Annotated in this window: 13 protein-coding genes; 8 read left to right on the plus strand and 5 right to left on the minus strand. The window is 56.8% G+C overall.

Annotation, left to right across the window (positions count from 1 at the left end; translation table 11 throughout):
• Nucleotides 1-89 precede the first annotated feature (89 nt).
• The 6 genes from ACR0NA_RS18680 (at nt 90) to ACR0NA_RS18705 (ending at nt 7,981) form a co-directional block, all read left to right on the plus strand.
• On the plus strand, nt 90-1,181 hold the full coding sequence (locus ACR0NA_RS18680; protein ID WP_480731550.1) for an extracellular solute-binding protein: 1,092 nt from the start codon (nt 90-92) through the stop codon (nt 1,179-1,181).
• Nucleotides 1,182-1,279: 98 nt separating this feature from the next.
• Complete coding sequence (locus ACR0NA_RS18685) at nt 1,280-2,551, plus strand: ABC transporter permease (RefSeq protein ID WP_480731552.1); 1,272 nt, start codon at nt 1,280-1,282, stop codon at nt 2,549-2,551.
• Nucleotides 2,552-2,557: 6 nt separating this feature from the next.
• Nucleotides 2,558-3,787, plus strand: a complete 1,230-nt coding sequence (locus ACR0NA_RS18690; protein WP_170652825.1) for an ABC transporter permease — start codon at nt 2,558-2,560, stop codon at nt 3,785-3,787.
• 162 nt (nt 3,788-3,949) lie between these two features.
• A complete protein-coding gene (locus tag ACR0NA_RS18695; RefSeq protein ID WP_480731555.1) occupies nt 3,950-5,170 on the plus strand; it encodes an aminopeptidase P family protein in 1,221 nt (406 codons plus the stop codon).
• A 408-nt stretch (nt 5,171-5,578) separates the two neighbouring features.
• Nucleotides 5,579-6,472, plus strand: a complete 894-nt coding sequence (gene galU, locus ACR0NA_RS18700) for a UTP--glucose-1-phosphate uridylyltransferase GalU (RefSeq protein ID WP_480450429.1) — start codon at nt 5,579-5,581, stop codon at nt 6,470-6,472.
• Between the two features lie 72 nt (nt 6,473-6,544).
• Nucleotides 6,545-7,981 (plus strand): mannose-1-phosphate guanylyltransferase/mannose-6-phosphate isomerase, encoded by a 1,437-nt coding sequence (locus ACR0NA_RS18705; protein WP_480731557.1) that lies wholly within the window; start codon nt 6,545-6,547, stop codon nt 7,979-7,981.
• A gap of 87 nt (nt 7,982-8,068) precedes the next feature.
• On the opposite strand, the gene ACR0NA_RS18710 is transcribed toward ACR0NA_RS18705, so the two are convergent.
• Entirely contained in the window at nt 8,069-11,182 is a 3,114-nt protein-coding gene (locus ACR0NA_RS18710) for a M10 family metallopeptidase C-terminal domain-containing protein (RefSeq protein WP_480731559.1), read from the minus strand.
• A gap of 224 nt (nt 11,183-11,406) precedes the next feature.
• Between ACR0NA_RS18710 and ACR0NA_RS18715 the strand changes: the two genes are divergently transcribed.
• A complete protein-coding gene (locus ACR0NA_RS18715; RefSeq protein WP_480731561.1) occupies nt 11,407-12,486 on the plus strand; it encodes a DUF2793 domain-containing protein in 1,080 nt (359 codons plus the stop codon).
• A 33-nt stretch (nt 12,487-12,519) separates the two neighbouring features.
• On the opposite strand, the gene fcl is transcribed toward ACR0NA_RS18715, so the two are convergent.
• On the minus strand, nt 12,520-13,494 hold the full coding sequence (fcl, locus tag ACR0NA_RS18720) for a GDP-L-fucose synthase (protein ID WP_480731563.1): 975 nt from the start codon (nt 13,492-13,494) through the stop codon (nt 12,520-12,522).
• Nucleotides 13,495-13,505: 11 nt separating this feature from the next.
• Entirely contained in the window at nt 13,506-14,630 is a 1,125-nt protein-coding gene (gmd, locus tag ACR0NA_RS18725; protein WP_480731565.1) for a GDP-mannose 4,6-dehydratase, read from the minus strand.
• A 158-nt stretch (nt 14,631-14,788) separates the two neighbouring features.
• On the opposite strand from gmd, the gene ACR0NA_RS18730 reads away from it, so the two are divergent.
• Nucleotides 14,789-16,093 carry a UDP-glucose dehydrogenase family protein gene (locus tag ACR0NA_RS18730; RefSeq protein ID WP_480731567.1) on the plus strand — a complete coding sequence of 435 codons (1,305 nt, stop codon included), beginning with the start codon at nt 14,789-14,791 and terminating at the stop codon, nt 16,091-16,093.
• Between the two features lie 6 nt (nt 16,094-16,099).
• Here ACR0NA_RS18730 and ACR0NA_RS18735 read toward each other — a convergent pair whose 3' ends face one another.
• Nucleotides 16,100-16,666 carry a UbiX family flavin prenyltransferase gene (locus ACR0NA_RS18735; protein ID WP_480731569.1) on the minus strand — a complete coding sequence of 189 codons (567 nt, stop codon included), beginning with the start codon at nt 16,664-16,666 and terminating at the stop codon, nt 16,100-16,102.
• Nucleotides 16,663-18,171, minus strand: coding sequence for a UbiD family decarboxylase (locus tag ACR0NA_RS18740; protein ID WP_480731759.1), 1,509 nt, complete (start codon nt 18,169-18,171; stop codon nt 16,663-16,665). Before ACR0NA_RS18740 ends, ACR0NA_RS18735 begins: the two co-directional genes overlap by 4 nt.
• Nucleotides 18,172-18,257: the final 86 nt, after the last annotated feature.

The following is an 18,257-nucleotide window of genomic DNA, read 5'->3' on the forward strand; positions in this document are numbered from 1 at the left end:
AATCAGCAAACAACAATACGAGACCGGTGACCAAAACCCGCTCCGGTCTCGCATAAAAAAAACTCGGGTAAACCAACTGGGAGAAAAAAATGAAATCAACGACAAAGATTCTCGCCGTTCTGGCCGCTACGACAGCAGCCGGGTCGGTGGCCGCTCAGGAAATGACCATCGTGTCATGGGGTGGCGCGTATTCCAAGTCGCAGCTTAAGGCGTATCACGAGCCCTATTCAGAGAAGACCGGCGTCACGATCATCAACGACGACAGCTCGGCCGAAGCCGTTGCCAAACTGCGCGCGATGAACGAAGCCAACAACATCACCTGGGATGTGGTCGATGTTGTGGCGGCTGACGCCATTCGCCTGTGCGACGAAGGTCTGGCCATGGAAATCGATCCCGACACGATGTTGGCTCCGGCGCCTGACGGTACATCTGCTGCAGACGATTTTGGTGACCTGCTGGTTTCGGAATGCTTCATTCCACAAATCGTCTATTCGACCACATTCGGCTATCGCACTGATCTGGTTGGCGACACTCCGCCGTCCAACATTTGCGATGTCTTCGATCTGGAAAACTATCCCGGCAAGCGCTCGCTGGAAAAGCGTCCGATCAACAACATGGAATGGGCGTTGCTGTGTGACGGCGTTGCCAAGGAAGACGTCTATGACGTGCTTGCCACCGAAGAAGGTCAGGATCAGGCGCTTGCCAAGCTGGGCACCATCAAGGACAACGTCGTCTGGTGGAATGCCGGTGCCGACACACCACAGCTTTTGGCTGACGGCGAGGTCGTGATGGGTTCGACCTATAACGGACGTCTGTTCTCGGTCATCGAAGAACAGAACCAGCCCGTGGCCATGCTGTGGGACGCGCAGGTGTTCGACCTTGACGGCTGGATCATCCCGGCGGGCCTGAGCGATGAGCGTAAGCAACGTGCGCTGGATTACATCATGTTCGCGACCGACACCCAGCGTCTGGCGGATCAGGCCAAGTACATCTCGTACGGCCCGGCACGCGCCTCGTCGGCACCGCTGGTTGGCCAGCATGCCGATCTTGGTATCGACATGGCACCGCATATGCCGACCGATCCGGAAAACGCAAAGAACACGTTCCTTTATAACTACGAGTTCTGGGCGGATTACCGCGACGACATCGACGCCAAATTCCAGGCGTGGCTGGCGCAATAAGCGGAACGCATTACCGAAGGGGGCCGTCTGGCCCTCTTCTCTACAGGCATTCGTTAGTCAATTTTTGACCAATAAACACGTCACAGACGGGGACGAAGATGAGCGACGAGATACAATCCGGCCCGGTGCTGGCAGCTGATGGCACACCGCTAAAGCGAAGCCTGCAACGATCTTTGCGGAACCAAAGGTTAAGGGCTCTGGCTTTGATCGCGCCGCTTTTGCTGTTTGTGCTTTTGTCCTTCATTATCCCGATTGCGTCGATGTTGTTCCGTTCGGTTGAAAACAACATCGTCTCCGACACACTGCCCCTGACCGTCGAAGCATTGCAGGAATGGGACGCCAATAGCGGAGAGTTGCCGGATGAACAGGTCTTTGACGCGTTCGTCAACGACATGGTGGTGGCGATCGAAGCCAAAGAGCATACCCGACTGGGAACCCGCTTGAACTATGAGCAGACGGGGATGTCGTCGCTGTTCCGTAAATCGGGGCGCAAGATCAAACGGCTGGATCCTGCAACTGACGGACCGTTCAAGGAAACGCTGATCGATATCGACAAAGACTGGGGTGATCCGGATACATGGCGAACGATCAAGACACATTCCGTCCCATTGACCAACGGCTACTTCCTTAACGCCGTCGACATGCGCCGTACGCCCGAAGGGGCGCAAGCGCAACCGGAAAGCAAACAGATCCTCGTAAAGCTCTTTGGGCGGACGTTGATCATGTCACTGGTGATTACGCTGTCATGTGTCATCCTGGGGTATCCCGTGGCGTGGATACTTGCGAACCTGCCGGCACGTAAGGCAAACGTTCTGATGATCCTTGTACTGCTGCCATTCTGGACTTCGCTACTGGTTCGGACGTCAGCCTGGAAGGTGATGCTGCAACAACAGGGCGTCATCAATGATGTGCTGGTTTGGCTGGGGCTGGTAGCTGATGATGCGCGTCTGGTGATGATCAACAACCAGTTGGGCACAATCATCGCGATGACGCATATCCTGCTGCCCTTCATGATCCTGCCGATGTATTCCGTGATGCAGACTATTCCGCCCACTTATCTGCGAGCCGCGAAATCGCTGGGGGCCACGAACTGGACCGCGTTCTGGCGGATTTACTTCCCGCAGACTGTGCCCGGTATCGGCGCGGGCTCGATCCTCGTATTCATTCTTGCCATCGGTTACTACATCACGCCCGAAATCGTCGGCGGCACCAAAGGCGTCTTCATCTCGAACCGGATCGCCTATCACATCTCGTCCTCGCTTAACTGGGGACTGGCGGCTGCGCTTGGAACGATCCTTCTTGCGGTGGTTCTGATCCTTTACTGGGCCTACGACAAGATCGTCGGCATCGACAACGTGAAGCTGGGTTAAGTGAATATGGCAAACGATCTTTCTGATATCAAAGTTCCGGTTTCGCTGTCCTTCACGCTGTCACTGGTAGGCCTTGTCGTTGCGGCGGTCAGCTTTGTGGCCGGTGTCTCGACCGCATCCGATTTTTCAGAGTTCCTGCTGACCGTGGCAGCCGGTGCTGCACTGGCGATTGGCTACGCCTATTCGGTCATCGCACTGTTCGACTCAGCCAGACCCGCCAAGATCGTCAGCGCCCTCTTGGGTGCGCTGATCGGTTTGGCAGTGGGCAGCTTGGGCGGTGCGCTGTTCGGAATTATTGGCGGCGTCATTGCCGCGCAACTGGTATTCTGGGTGCACTATCGCCACTACCGTCACGGGCTGCCACCGTATCTTACGTCAAATCAGGTGCTGTGGCATTACGGTTTCCGGGCGATCTGCGGCGCAATCTTCATCTTCCTGATCACGCCGATTCTTGTTGTTCTGCCTCTCAGCTTCAACGCCCAGGACTTCTTTACCTTTACCCCGGAAATGCTGCGTTTTGATCCCGAAGGGTATTCGCTCAAGCATTACCGCGATTTCTTCACCAACAACGAATGGCAACGCAGTTTCAAGAATTCGCTGATCATCGCACCAATTGCCACGATAATCTCAGTGTCACTTGGAACACTGGCAGCCATCGGGCTTAGTCAAAGCCACGTGCCGGGCCGCCGCGCGATCATGGCGATTCTGATTTCACCAATGATCGTGCCATTGATCATCTCGGCCACGGGCATGTTCTTTTTCTACTCCTCCATCGGCAACTGGCTGGAAGGGACACTTGGCCTGCCCAAGAACTTTGTCGGCTATATCAAAGTTGTTCTGGCCCACGCCGTTCTGGGCATTCCCTTTGTGATCATCACAGTTACGGCCACCCTTGTTGGGTTTGACCGCTCGTTGACCCGCGCGGCGGCGAATATGGGCGCTGATCCGGTAACAACCTTTTTCCGGGTGCAGATGCCGCTGATCTTGCCGGGCGTAATCTCAGGCGGACTGTTTGCCTTCATCACTTCATTTGACGAAGTGGTGGTGGTCCTGTTCGTAGGCTCGGCCAGCCAGAAAACCCTGCCATGGCAGATGTTTACCGGCTTGCGCGAACAAATCAGCCCGACGATCCTGGCCGTCGCGACGATCCTTGTCGTGATCTCGATCGCGCTTTTGACGACTGTTGAACTGTTGCGCAGGCGTTCGGAGCGATTGCGGGGCATGTCTCCGTCTTGACGTGTCGCTTTTCTTGATCTAGCCATTTCACCGTGCGGACCGGCCGCGATGGCGTCGCGGAAATTCCGGCTTGCACGGTCCTCGAGTGCCGAGGCCGCATTGTCCTGAACGCCGGGACTTCGTGGCCGGGCGGAATCCGTTCGGCATTGAACGGAGACCGAAATGACTGACCTTTCCAATCGCCCCGAATTTTTCACCTGCCACAACGGGTCAAAAGCGCCACTGCAGTTCAGCGAAGCTGAATACAATCGCCGCCTGAGCATGCTGCGCTGTATCATGGCGGCGCGCGACATTCCCGCTGTCTTGCTGACGTCGATGCACAACATCGCGTATTACACCGGCTTTCTGTATTGCGCATTCGGCCGGCCCTATGGCTGCGTCGTTACTCAGGACGCGGTTACGACTGTTTCGGCAAATATTGACGCCGGTCAGCCCTGGCGGCGCTCGGTGGGTGAGAACGTGATCTATACCGACTGGAAGCGGAACAACTACTGGCGGGCCGTTGCCTCGTTGATCGGGGGTGCAAAGCGTGTCGGTATCGAAGGCGATCACATGACGCTGGCGTCACGCGATGTGGCACTGGATATGCTTGGTGGCCCGGAGCTGGTCGATATCGCAGCAGACACAATGTCCGCCCGACTGGTTAAGTCCGACGAAGAGATCACTCTGATCAAAAGCGGCGCACATACTGCAGACGTTGGCGGAGCCGCAATTCATGCCGCAATCCGCGAAGGCGTGACCGAGATCGAAGTTGCGATGGCCGGTCGTGACGCGATGGAGGCCGAGATTGCCCGCGCGCATCCGGGTGCCGAGTATCGGGATACCTGGGTTTGGTTCCAATCCGGGATCAACACAGACGGTGCACATAACCCGGTGACTAGCAGGGCCCTGCAAAAGGGTGACATCCTGTCTCTCAACACATTCCCGATGATCTCTGGCTATTACACCGCGCTCGAACGGACCCTGTTTCTGGGCGAACCTGACGCGGCATCCCTGAAGCTGTGGGAGGCGAACGTCGCGGCGCATGAACTTGGCCTCAGCCTGATCCGGCCCGGCGCGACCTGCTCGGGCATCACCGCCGAAATCAACAGGTTCTTTGCCGATGAGGGGCTGCTGCAATACCGGTCGTTCGGATACGGTCATTCGTTTGGCGTACTGAGCCACTATTATGGGCGCGAAGCAGGTCTGGAGTTGCGTGAGGATATCGACACGGTTCTGGAACCGGGGATGGTGGTTTCGATTGAACCCATGCTTTGGGTCCCCGAAGGTCAACCCGGCGCCGGTGGCTACCGCGAGCACGATATTCTGGTCGTAGGGGAAGATGGCGCTGAAAATATCACGGGCTTTCCTTACGGGCCTACCCACAACATCATCAGCGCATAACACAAAGCATTCGAGACTGAAGTGTCGGGGCCCAAACTGGCTCCGGCGCATTTGTATTTACAAGTCGATCACGATTCCGCGTGATGAAACGTGCTTGACGCGCCACAGGCGACATCGGTCAACATCGCGCAAGGACAATCGGTCGCCGTGGAGGTAATTCCACCTGTATCAGAAACAGTAAGTTTGGCACCTTCATTGTCGCCTTTCTACACGATTTCAAGATGATGCGGGTGGTCTTCGGAACTGGCAGCCACAGTCATTGAAACCTATCAACTTGCTCTCAATGTGGCTGAGTGGCAGAATTCGGCGAAGTTGATGTGTAAAGTGCAGTTAACATTGATAGATCGCAGCGTTCCGCATATGAGGGACACCCGGCTGCTCCGGTTTGCTAAGATTCTGTGAGGTATTATGACGCGTAAGGTGACCAAAGCAATTTTCCCGGTTGCTGGGTTAGGCACCCGATTTTTGCCAGCAACAAAATCTGTTCCCAAAGAGATCATGACCCTCGTTGACCGTCCTCTGGTACAATACGCCATTGACGAAGCCCGCGCGGCAGGGATCAAGGAGTTTATTTTTGTAACCTCACGCGGAAAGTCCGCGCTGGAGGACTATTTTGATCACAACCTGACTCTTGAGCAGGAGCTCAAGAAAAAAGGCAAGGACGACCTTCTGGAAGTTCTTGAAGCGACCAACATGGAAAGCGGTGCTATCGCCTATATCCGCCAGCATAAGGCGCTGGGGCTTGGGCATGCAGTTTGGTGCGCGCGCCGCCTGATCGGTGATGAACCATTTGCAGTTATTCTGCCGGACGATGTGATCGCTGCCGAAAAGCCTTGCTTGCAGCAAATGATCGAAGCATACGCTGAAACCGGTGGCAACATGGTTGCCGCCATGGAGGTTTCCGCCGAAAAAACAAGCGCGTATGGCGTTCTGGACGTTGCCGAAGACATGGGCGCGGTTGTGTCTGCCCGGGGCATGGTTGAAAAACCCGAAGCTGACAAAGCACCTTCGAATCTTGCCGTTATCGGACGATACGTTCTGAGCCCGACGGTTTTGAACAATCTCAACCAGATGAAAACAGGAAGCGGTGGAGAGATTCAGTTGACCGATGCCATTGCGGATGACATCGCAGGTGGTGTTCCGGTGTATGGCTACCGGTTTAACGGGCAACGATTTGACTGCGGGTCAAAGGCAGGGTTTTTGCAGGCAACCGTGGCGTTTGCGCTGGCGCGTGACGACCTGCGCGCTGACTTGTCCAGTTATTTGCAGGATCTGACCCTTGCCGAACATGCCGCGCAGTGACAAAACTGCGATCCAGTCTTATGGGCCTCTCAGCGGCCCCTCCTCCTCAATTGGTCTAGAAGCACGGGCATTATGACAACTGTTCATCCTATCATTCTCTGTGGCGGCTCCGGCACACGGCTGTGGCCGTTGTCCAGAAAAAGCTATCCCAAGCAATTTGTTCCGTTGGTAGGAAACGAGACGCTGTTACAGGCTTGTGCCGAGCGGATGCGAGGCCCGGCGGGTTCGCCCTATGCCGCCCCCATGGTGCTGACCAATCAGGCTTTTCGGTTCATCGTCACCGAACAACTGGGCTCGATCGGGATGGACCCCGGCCCGATAATGATTGAACCAGATGGCCGCAACACCGCACCGGCGGTTCTGGCCGCCGCGTTGCATCTGGCAAAGAAAGACCCTGAAGCCATCATGCTGGTGGCACCGTCAGACCATGTGGTCCCGGACACAGGTGCTTTCCACGAGGCCATCGCAGAAGGCGTTCGTGCGATTCAGGCCAATGGTGATCTCATCACGTTTGGCATTACACCGACCAGCCCTGAAACGGGTTACGGTTATCTGAATCTTGCACAAAAGCCAGATGGCTCAGGTGCGACGGTTCCACTGAGCCGGTTTGTGGAAAAACCGGATCTGGAAACCGCAAAGTCCATGCTGAAAGATGGCAGCTACCTGTGGAATTCGGGGATTTTCCTGTTTTCAGTACGCGATATTCTGGCCGCCTTCGAAAAGCACGCCCCACAGCTGCTAGCGCCCGTTCAGAAGGCTGTCGAAGATGCCCAGATTGATCTGGGTTTCCTGCGACTGGACCCAAAAGCCTGGGACGAGGTCGAAGACATCTCGATCGACTACGCGGTTATGGAAAAAGCCAGCAACCTCAGCGTTGTCCCATACTCTGCCGGGTGGTCTGATCTGGGCAACTGGCAAGCAGTTCAGGAACTGAGCGAACCCGATGAGAACGGTGTCGCAACAACCGGTGAAGTGACTGCCATTGACTGCAAAAACGTTCTTGTGCGCTCTGAGACGCCCGCACAAGAGGTTGTCGCGATGGGGCTGGAAAACGTTATTACTGTGGCGATGCCCGATGCGGTTCTTGTAGCCAGCATGGACAAGGCACAAGACGTCAAACAGGCGGTGGCCGCGTTGAAAGCCAAAGGGGCGAAACAGGCCGAAGCGTTGCCTGTCGATCACCGGCCCTGGGGTTGGTTTGAAAGTCTGGTGATTGGCGACCGTTTTCAGGTCAAGCGCATCCATGTTCACCCCGGCGCGTCACTGAGCCTGCAATCGCACCATCACCGTTCCGAGCATTGGATCGTCGTTGAAGGAACTGCCAAGGTTACCGTGGACGATAAAGTTACCCTCATCTCGGAAAATCAGTCGGTCTATATTCCGCTCGGCGCAGTTCACCGGATGGAAAACCCGGGCAAGGTTCCTATGGTGCTGATCGAGGTTCAGACCGGTTCGTATCTGGGTGAGGATGACATTATCCGCTACGAAGACGTTTACGCCCGTAGCTGATGCACGGCCTAAATAGAGGCAGGCGATTGTAATAGCGCACTCAAAACCCCGAATTGCCGTATGGCATTGCGGGGTTTTTTTATTTGCCTACAAAAAAAGGAAATCCTCGGCGCTCAACTGATCGGGGGCTACACCCTCAAGATGAATGATCCCCGTGCTGAGGATAATGAATGCGTCGCCTTCACGCGCTTCAATCGTCTGGGCGTCGTATGATTTGGCCAGACCTACCAGCGAAATCGTGTCTTGCCCCGGCTCAAAATCGCTGATCGTGTCGTTCATGTGGTTCCCGACAAAGCGAAATTCGTCTGCGCCACTTCCTCCGTGAAGAATGTCATCACCCAACCCACCAATAAGAATATCGTTACCGCTGCCGCCCCACAGGGTGTCCACCCCAGATTTTCCCGCAAGAAAATCATCACCGTGATCACCAAATAACTGGTCGTTCCCTCCCTGTCCGAACAATCTGTCACGGCCTTCACCACCCCAAAGCGAGTCGTCGCCGTTTCCCCCCCGAAGTTCGTCGTTGTCTTGTTCCCCATGCAAAAGGTCATTCGCAGGTCCGCCCTTCAGAATGTCATCGCCTCTGCCACCCCAAAGCTTGTCGTTTCCACCACCTCCCTGCAGCAAATCGTTACCTGCATCACCAAACAGCTGATCGACACCGAACGACCCATATAGCTTATCGAGCCCATCACCCCCTCTGAGTATGTCTGATCCATACCAACCGTTCAGACTGTCGTTGCCGCGCTGACCATCAAGAGTATCGTGCATGATGCCGCCATGAAGAACGTCGTTCCCCGATCCTCCAAACAACTCATCGTTGCCATCTTCACCGGAAAGAAAATCGTGATCGTCACCCCCATCAAGCCGATCAGCGCCCTGACCGCCCAGAAGCCTGTCATTGCCACGACCTCCTACCATGTAATCCTGGCCCCACTGGCCATACAGCTTGTCATTTCCGTAGCCGCCAAAGATCGCGTCGTTCCCCTTATTGCCAAAAACCACATCGTTCCCACCTAGTGCTTCGATAAAATCAACAGAGGATTTGCCTTGCATGACGTTGTTCAAATTGTTTCCCCGCCATGCGGCGGAAACTGAGCCTGTTTTCTGGCTCTGGACGGATTCCCATGTTCCCAACCCGTCCATGTAATTTACACGGACGGAAAACTGAGCACCCGCGTCCGAGTCCTTCAATCGATAGCTGGCTGCTGTCGCTCCGGAAATCTCCACCCCATTGCGTAGCCACTGATAGGTAAACGCGGTTCCAATACCATCTGCATCCTGTATGCCCACGGTCTTTGCCTGGAGAGATTGGCCTGTGCCAAGCCACCCGCTCACGGAAGCCGTCCCTTGCGGAGCTGAGTTCACGTCAACACCCGTCAGTTTCAGAGTGGAGCTGTCCCCAAATGTTATGATCCGTGTGGAGCCGACCTGAACAGACGTCAGAGCGGCCTGTTGAACAGTGTCCAGTTTCGAAAAATCCAGGCGATCTTCGGCAGGGTTGAAGTCGGTGATCGTGTCCGCGCCCGAATTGGACATCAGGACAAACGCGTCCGAGCCAGCACCCAGCGTGAAAATCTCGTTCGCCCAGGTGCCTTCTATCGTGTCCGCGTTGTCGCTGCCGGATACATTGATTGGTGCACCCGGAGCCTGTGAACCAACAGGAAAATGGTTTGCGCTGTCAAAACGGTTACCCGGCCAAAGATCGGCCAATGTCAGTGGGCTGGCATCGGCCGATGTAATACGGATCTCGGTTCCGTTATGGCGCAGTACAATCCCATCCGGTATTACATCGTGATCCAGTTGCAAGGGGCTGTAGAGGTACGGCAATCCGCTAACGTCCAACGCGTCTTTGGCTGGATTGAAATCCAGTATGTGATGCTGGCCCTCGGTCACAACGAATACATCGGCCCCTGAGCCGCCATGCATGTCGCTGCCGTCGCCTCCGGAAACCAGAATGTCATTCCCAGCGCCGCCTTCCAGCCGGTCACGCGCCCCGGCAAAGGAAGTTTCGCCAGTTGCAACGATCAAATCATCGCCGCCTGTTCCGATAACGGTCTGGGCCTCAGGATCCTGATCCTGCTTTACCTGCCCAAGATCCTTCAACGATACACGGAACTGGGAAATTCCGGGGGCTCCCTCGCCTGCAGCAAATATCTGCAATTCGTCGCCGACGCGGACGATTTCCAATGCCGTCAAGTCCCGCAGGCCGCGCCCGGGTGCTTGTGCAAGCGTCGCAACCTGCAGCAAATGGCCGTTGGGTAGAAGGGTGAACAGGGTAAATCCGTCATCCCCTCCGCCGGCGACAACAAAAATCCTGCCATCTGTTTCCAGCATCGCAACAGACTGAACATTGCCAAAACGCGTTTCCTGCGTGTCCAACAAGTAGTCGGTCGGTGTCAGGCTGCCATCTGCACCCAAACGCAAGACGCTGAGGGATTGAGCAGCGCCATCGCCGACGACGACCCACGCGGTCCCATTCGCACTGATGGTTGCCATTGTGGTTGGCGTGTTTATTCCCAATCCGTCAACAGCCCCGCTGATGTCACGCTGTTCCAAAGCGCCGGTTGCCGGATCGACACGGTAGCTGGTGACACTACCGGGGCCTGCCCAGCCACTTCCTGCCACCACGACGTAGCGCGAACCGCCCGATTGCACGTCGTGAAAGCTTGCACCCTTCTGCGTTTCAAGCGCGTCTATTTGTGCATCTGCGATCGCATCCAATCCGCCGTTGGCGTTTTCTACGTAGCTGCCAAGTTTTCCCGAATTCGCATCCAGTACGTAATGAGCCATCCGACCATCCGTCAGATATGCCGTTGCCACTCCGCTGATTGTTCCGCCCGAGCCGCTCGGCAGCCCGGTTTCGGCCTTGCTTCCAAATCCGCCATTCGCATGCAGGTCGTATCCGATCAAACTGTGCCCCGGCCCCGATCCAAGCAACAGCTTTGGCCCGGTCCCTGTAACGGCGTCGACCAGCGTACCGACGCCCAGCCCAACATCCGCCGGTGAAAAGAACACCTTTCCGGGAAGCGACGATGCCAGAGCACCCTCGTTCACGTCAAAGGCACTTATGCCCCCGTTCTGACCTGTTGCCGCGTAAAGGACCGGTCCCGACGGCCCGTCAATTATCTGAAGATCACGTAAATCTAAATCCAGAACAGCCTGACCTGCCGTCAGACGCCCCTGAAACACCGGTTTCATGGCCCCACCACAATTTTGTTTCCACTCCACAAACCATGTTGCAGGCGGTGAAGGTCGCGGCCGGGTCTACAAATGGGCCCAATTGTGGCGTTTGTTTCCAATTCGAGAAATTACGGTAAACAAAAAATCAACTGAGAGCTCGGGCTGCTCGGATGAGATTTACTGGTTCGGTCGCAGGGTTGCGCGCAATTCGAATTGCCGGACAACATCGACAGGAGATTCCGATGCCACAGATCTCGCCGCTTTTGGCCCTGCCCTTTTTGCAACCTTCACAGGCGCAAAAACACGTCACCCACAATGAGGCACTGCGCAAACTGGACCTTGTCGTTCAATTGAGTTTGGCGTCTACCAATGCGATGACACCGCCGGTCTCTCCTGCCGAGGGGGATATTTACAGCCTGGGGGCCAACCCGACTGGAGATTGGGTTGGTCAGGCGGGTAAGCTTGCGGCTTGGCTGGACGACACATGGCACTTTTTCTCTGCCCGCGCGGGGTGGCGGGCATGGGATGCTGCCGCAAGCCGGATTGTGGTCTGGGACGGCTCAGCGTGGGTCGAGCCGCCTATTGAGCTTCAGAACCTCGATGGTGTCGGCATCGCGACCAGCCATGATCAGAACAACCGCTTGTCGGTACGTGCACCGGCAACGCTTTTGTCTCACGATGGGGCCGGGCATCAGTTGAAAATCAACAAGGCGAGCGCAGGAGACACCGCATCCCTGCTATTCCAGTCAAACTGGACCGGTCACGCGGAAATGGGGCTGACCGGGGGAACAGGGTTTTCCATCAAGGTTTCGCCGGATGGCGGATCGTGGACCGAAGCGCTGGCCATCGATCCGGCCACGGGAACAGCCAGCGGCGCAGCCGTGCAGAACAGTGCTGGCGACACCACCCCCGGCAGGCTGATGCGGGCGGATTACGGGTATGGCCCTGGTAATCTAGTAGGCACGGTTTCGGAAAATGCCGGTGCACCCACGGGCGCCGTCATCGAACGCGGCAGCACCGCAAACGGAGAATTCGTAAGATTTGCCGACGGAACCCAGATTTGCTCGGCGACGCTTGCCGGAGTGAGTTGTACGAACGCGCAAGGCGCGCTGTTCGACACCGGCGCAATTATGACGTGGGATTTCCCGGCCGCATTCGCCGCCGGCAGCATCCCCGCCGTCAGTGGAAACGGCGGCGCGCCGCAGCGTTTTGTTGGCTGCGGCACAGCATCGGCCACTCAGGTTACATATCAGGTGATGTCGGCTAGCTCCGATACATCCACACCGGCACCCGCCATGATTGCTGTCGGACGCTGGTTTTGATGGATGGCCGTCCGGCAAGATGCCGGGCGGCACTTAAACCCGAATGTCCGTGTCGGATTGTTTGAGGAACCAATCGTAGGTCTCGCGAATGCCGCCTTCCAGTTCAATCCGCGCGGTCCAGCCCATGTCAGCAAGCCGTGAAACGTCCATCAACTTGCGCATCGTGCCGTCGGGTTTGCTGGTGTCCTGGGTTATCTTGCCCGAAAAACCAGTGACCTTCGCCACCAGCGCGGCCAATTCGGCAATCGACACGTCTGAACCACAACCGACGTTGATGTGGCTCAACATAGGTTGTGTGTTCGCCTCGTAGTCTTCTCGCGGCAGGTCCAGCACAAACAGAGAGGCTTCGGCCATGTCGTCCACGTGCAGGAATTCGCGCCGCGGCTTTCCGGTTCCCCAGATCACAACCTCATCCAGACCGTCCCGGGCCGCCTCGTGGAACCGGCGGATCAGCGCAGGCAGAACATGCGAGTTCTCAGGGTGGAAATTGTCACCCGGCCCATAGAGGTTCGTGGGCATGACCGAGCGATAGTCGACACCGTGCTGGCGATTGTAGCTTTCGCACAGCTTGATGCCTGCAATCTTCGCCACGGCATACGGCTCATTGGTGGGTTCCAGAACTCCGGTCAGCAGCGCATCTTCGCGCATTGGCTGCGGAACCGCCCGGGGATAGATGCAGGAACTGCCCAGCTGCAACAGTTGCCTTACGCCCGAAGCAAAAGCCTGATGAATCACATTGCACTCGATCATCAGGTTTTCATAAATAAAATCAGCTGGATATGTGTTGTTGGCGTGAATGCCGCCCACTTTTGCGGCGGCAAGTATCACAACATCGGGGCGTTCGGTTTCCATAAAGGTTCGAACGGCGGACTGTTCCGTCAGATCAAGTTCCGCATGGGTTCGCGTAACAAGTTCCAGCGACTCGCCCGCCTCTTTGCGATCCTGAAGGCGGCGCAGGATCGCACCGCCTACCATACCCCGGTGACCGGCAACATAGATCTTACGCATAAGCCTACTCCTCAGCCGTTTTCCAGGCTGACCGGCAATTCATACCCGTGCTCTTTGAGCAGTGCATGACGTTTGGCCGTTTTCAGATCTTCGGAGACCATTTCTTCGCACATCTGCTGGACGGTCAGTTCCGGTTCCCAGCCCAGTTTTTGTTTTGCATTCGTGGGATCGCCCAACAGGGTCTCCACTTCGGCCGGGCGGAAATACTGCGGGTCGATACGGACGATGACATCACCGACCTTCAGCGCCGGGGCATTTTCGCCCTCGATCGCGGAAACAGTTGCGATTTCATCCACACCTTCGCCCGAGAATTCCAGAGTAACGCCCAGCTCGGCCGCCGACCACGCTATGAACTGGCGAACAGAATATTGTTTGCCGGTCGCGATCACGAAGTCTTCGGGGTTGTCCTGCTGCAGCATCATCCACTGCATCCGCACATAGTCCTTGGCATGGCCCCAGTCACGCAGGCTGTCGATGTTGCCCATGTACAGGCAGTCTTCCAAACCTTGCGCGATATTCGCCAGGCCCCGAGTAATCTTGCGGGTCACAAAGGTCTCGCCGCGGCGCGGGCTTTCGTGATTGAACAGGATGCCGTTGCAGGCATACATGCCATAGGCCTCACGGTAGTTGACGGTGATCCAGTAGGAATAGAGCTTGGCCACCGCATAAGGGCTGCGCGGATAAAACGGCGTGGTCTCGCGTTGAGGGATTTCCTGAACCAGACCGTAAAGCTCTGAAGTCGATGCCTGGTAAAAGCGCGTCTTCTTTTCCAACCCAAGGAACCGGATCGCCTCTAGCAGGCGCAGGGTGCCAAGGGCATCCACGTCCGCCGTGTATTCCGGCGATTCAAAGCTGACCGCCACGTGAGACTGCGCGCCGAGGTTGTAAACCTCGTCCGGCTGCACCTCCTGAATGATTCGCGTCAGGTTCGAAGTGTCGCTTAGATCGCCATAATGCAGCCGCAACTTCGGGTTTGGTTCGTGCGGGTCCTGATAAATGTGATCGATCCGCTGTGTGTTGAAAGACGAGGCGCGGCGTTTGATTCCATGCACTTCGTAGCCTTTGGCCAATAGAAACTCGGCCAGATACGATCCGTCCTGACCTGTAATTCCGGTAATCAAAGCTGTTTTGGTCATTAAAGCCCCACCAAATTCACGTTCTTGTTTGTCGCCCCAAAAACCTCAAGATCGAAGGGAATGCAAGCAGACGCTGATTACAGGCATTGAATCCGGCGGCGGATTCTTCAAATGTAGGGCCGCCATCGGCGGTAATTGAGTATGAAGGGTCTCGGATAATGCGAATTGCAATGATCGGCACCGGCTACGTGGGCCTGGTGTCAGGGGTGTGTTTTTCCGATTTCGGGCATGACGTGACCTGCGTCGACAAAGCAGTCGCCAAGATCGAGATGTTGCAGGCCGGAAAGGTTCCGATCTATGAGCCCGGCCTGGATACATTGATGGCCAAGAACGTCGCTGCCGGGCGCCTGAATTTTACCACCGATCTGGCCTCCGCAGTACGCGGGGCTGATGCCGTTTTTATTGCGGTGGGCACGCCGACCCGCCGCGGTGACGGTCACGCGGACCTGACTTATGTGATGGCCGCCGCCGAAGAGATTGCGCATGCCATTTCCGGTTACACGGTGATCATCACGAAATCCACGGTCCCTGTCGGCACCAACCGTAAAGTGCAGCAGGTCGTGGCCGAGGCTAATCCAGACGCGGAATTCGACGTTGCCTCCAACCCGGAATTTCTGCGGGAAGGAGCGGCAATAGACGATTTCATGCGTCCCGACCGCGTGGTTGTCGGTGTCGAGTCGGACCGCGCGGCCGAGGTGATGGCAGAAATCTATCGCCCGCTTTACCTGCGTGATTTTCCGATTCTGACGACCGATCTGGAATCCGCTGAAATGATCAAATACGCGGCCAATGCGTTCCTTGCGACCAAGATCACATTCATCAATGAAATTGCGGGCCTGTGTGAACGTGTTGGCGGCGACGTCAAGGAGGTGGCGCGCGGCATCGGTCTGGATGGCCGCATCGGCAATAAATTCCTGCATGCGGGGCCTGGTTATGGCGGGTCCTGCTTTCCCAAGGATACCGCTGCGCTAGCACGTATCGGGCAGGAACATGCCCATCCGATGCAGATCACTGAAACCGTCATCAGAGTGAACGACGGCGTCAAGAGCCGGATGGTCGACAAAATTCGCGACGCTTGCGACGACAACTTCAACGGCAAGACTGTTGCAGTTCTGGGTGTCACCTTCAAACCGAACACCGACGATATGCGCGACGCCCCATCCGTGACAATCGTACCGGCACTGATTGGAGGCGGCGCCCAGGTTCGAGTCGTGGATCCGCAGGGCCGTGCCGAAGGAGAGGCGTTGTTGCCCGGTGTTCAATGGGTGGATGACCCCTACAAGGCTGCTGAAGGCGCCGATGTAGTTGTTTTGCTGACTGAATGGAACGAATTCCGCGCCCTGAATCTTGAAGATATCGCCAAAGGAATGAAGACCCCGCGCATGGTGGATTTGCGTAACATTTATTCCGAAAAGCGGGCAATGAACTCGGGCTTTGAAAAATATGTGGGCGTGGGGCGCTGATCGAACCTAGCCATCCCACTGACGGGCCATGGGTTGGCCAATGCCCAACAGATCAATAGCCCGTGCTGCAATCTGATCTATGATTTCAGGCAAAGATTGGGGGAGCAGATAAAAGGCCGGAACCGGTGGCAGAATGATTGCCCCCAGTTCGGTGGCGGCGGTCATGTTCCGAAGATGCGCCAGCGTCAAAGGCGCCTCTCGCGCCAGCAACACCACTCGGCGGCGTTCTTTCAATTGAACCGATGCGGCACGGGTCAGCAGATTGTCATCCAGCCCATGGGCAATGGCGGCCAGACTGCGCATTGAACAGGGGGCCACAATCATACCTGCAACTGGCACCGAGCCCGAAGCGATAGTGGCACCTATGTCTTCGGTTGGATGCAAACGTGTCGCGAACGAGCTTAGCTTGTCCATTCCGTTCGGACCACATTCGGCTGCAATAGTGCGCTCTGCCGCCGTGCTGATGACCAGATCAATCTCGGCACCCAGATCACGCAGTTGCCTTGCAACCGATATACCCAGAGCTGCGCCCGATGCGCCGGACAATCCCAGTACGACACGTTTCCCGTTCATGAGACCAGACCCGGCATATGATCACGTAGAAGTTCAGCTGCAAATGCGGCGTCTGCCGGATCCGTTGTCATGACTTCCCCCCACTCGCGGGTTGTTTCCGCACCGATCTTGCGTGTCGCGTCGAACCCCATTTTTCCGGTCAACCCGGGTTGCGCGGACGCAAAGTCGAGATAGTCGATGGGTGTGTTCTGCATCATCATCACATCCCGCGCCGGGTCCATGCGGGTTGCGATCGCCCATGCGATGTCATCCCAGTTTCTGACGTCGATATCGTCATCCACAACGATTATGGATTTGGTGTAACTGAATTGCGGCAACATCCCCCAAAGCGCCATCATGACCCGCCGCGCCTGACCGGGATAGCGTTTGTCGATGCTGACAACGGCCATACGATAGGAACAGGCTGCAGGAGGCAGCCAGACATCCAGAATGTCGGGAATCTGCGCACGGATCGTCGGCAGTGCAAGCCGGTTGAAAACCTCACCGATGATTGCCGGCTCATCCGGCGGGCGTCCTGTATATGTCGAAAGGTACAACGGGTTTTCCCGATGCGTTACCGCGGTGACATTCATGACCGGGAACGGCTCGGCCGGGTTGTAATAGCCGGTGTGGTCACCAAAAGGTCCTTCGGGGGCTGTTTCCGTCGCCGACACCCAGCCTTCGATAACGATCTCGGCTTCGGCGGGGACCATCAGAGGTATTGTCTTTGCCCTGACCAGTCGTGGACGTGTGCCGCTGAGCACTCCGGAAAAAGTTAGCTCGGACACGGTTTCCGGCAGGGGCAGAGCCGCGGCCAACAGCATTCCGGGATCAGCACCAAGAACAACCGCAACGGGCGCGGCCTGACCCTTTGCAGACCAGCTGCGATGATGCGCCGCGCCACCGCGGTGCGGCAGCCACCGCATGATCAGGCGGTTTCGATCCAGAACCTGCGCACGATAGACCCCGGCATTGTAGTGCGAGGTTTCATCCGGTTCCGATCCAAATGGCCGCGTCAGGACAACTGGCCATGTGATCAGGGGACCGGCATCGCCGGACCAGTGGGTCTGAACAGGCAGTGCGGACAGATCTGCGGCTTCGCCTTCATGTGTGATCTGTTGAACCGGGGCGCTGCGGCAAACCTTTGGCCGCGTACTGAGCGCTGCCCGCAGCAATGGCCAGCGCGCCAGTGCATCCCTCATTCCGTCCGGCGGCGTAGGCGCCCGTAGCTCGGACAGGAAGTCACCCAGCGCGCCAAGGTTTTCCGGGGCCACCCCCAATCCTGCAGCAACGCGATCCGGGTGTCCGAACAGATTGGTCACAACCGGAATTTCGAAACTGGCCCCATCTGCTCCGGTCGGGCGGTCAAACTGCAGAACCGGCCCCCCGCTTTCCAGTACAGCCTTGTGAACTGCTGTCATTCTGTGCGCGACAGGCACCGGTTGCGGAATTGGGCTGAACTGCCCGGAGTCACGGCACCAGTCGAGAAAGCGGCGCAGGCTGGGAAAGGGAGGGTAGTCGCGAATGGGTCTTCTCCTGCAGGGCCTTGTCATTGCGGCCTCTGGTTCGCGCCTAACAGCAGGTTCGTGGATCGAAATTGACGTTCGTCAAT

The sequence above is a fragment of the Ruegeria sp. C11 genome (assembly GCF_056537725.1).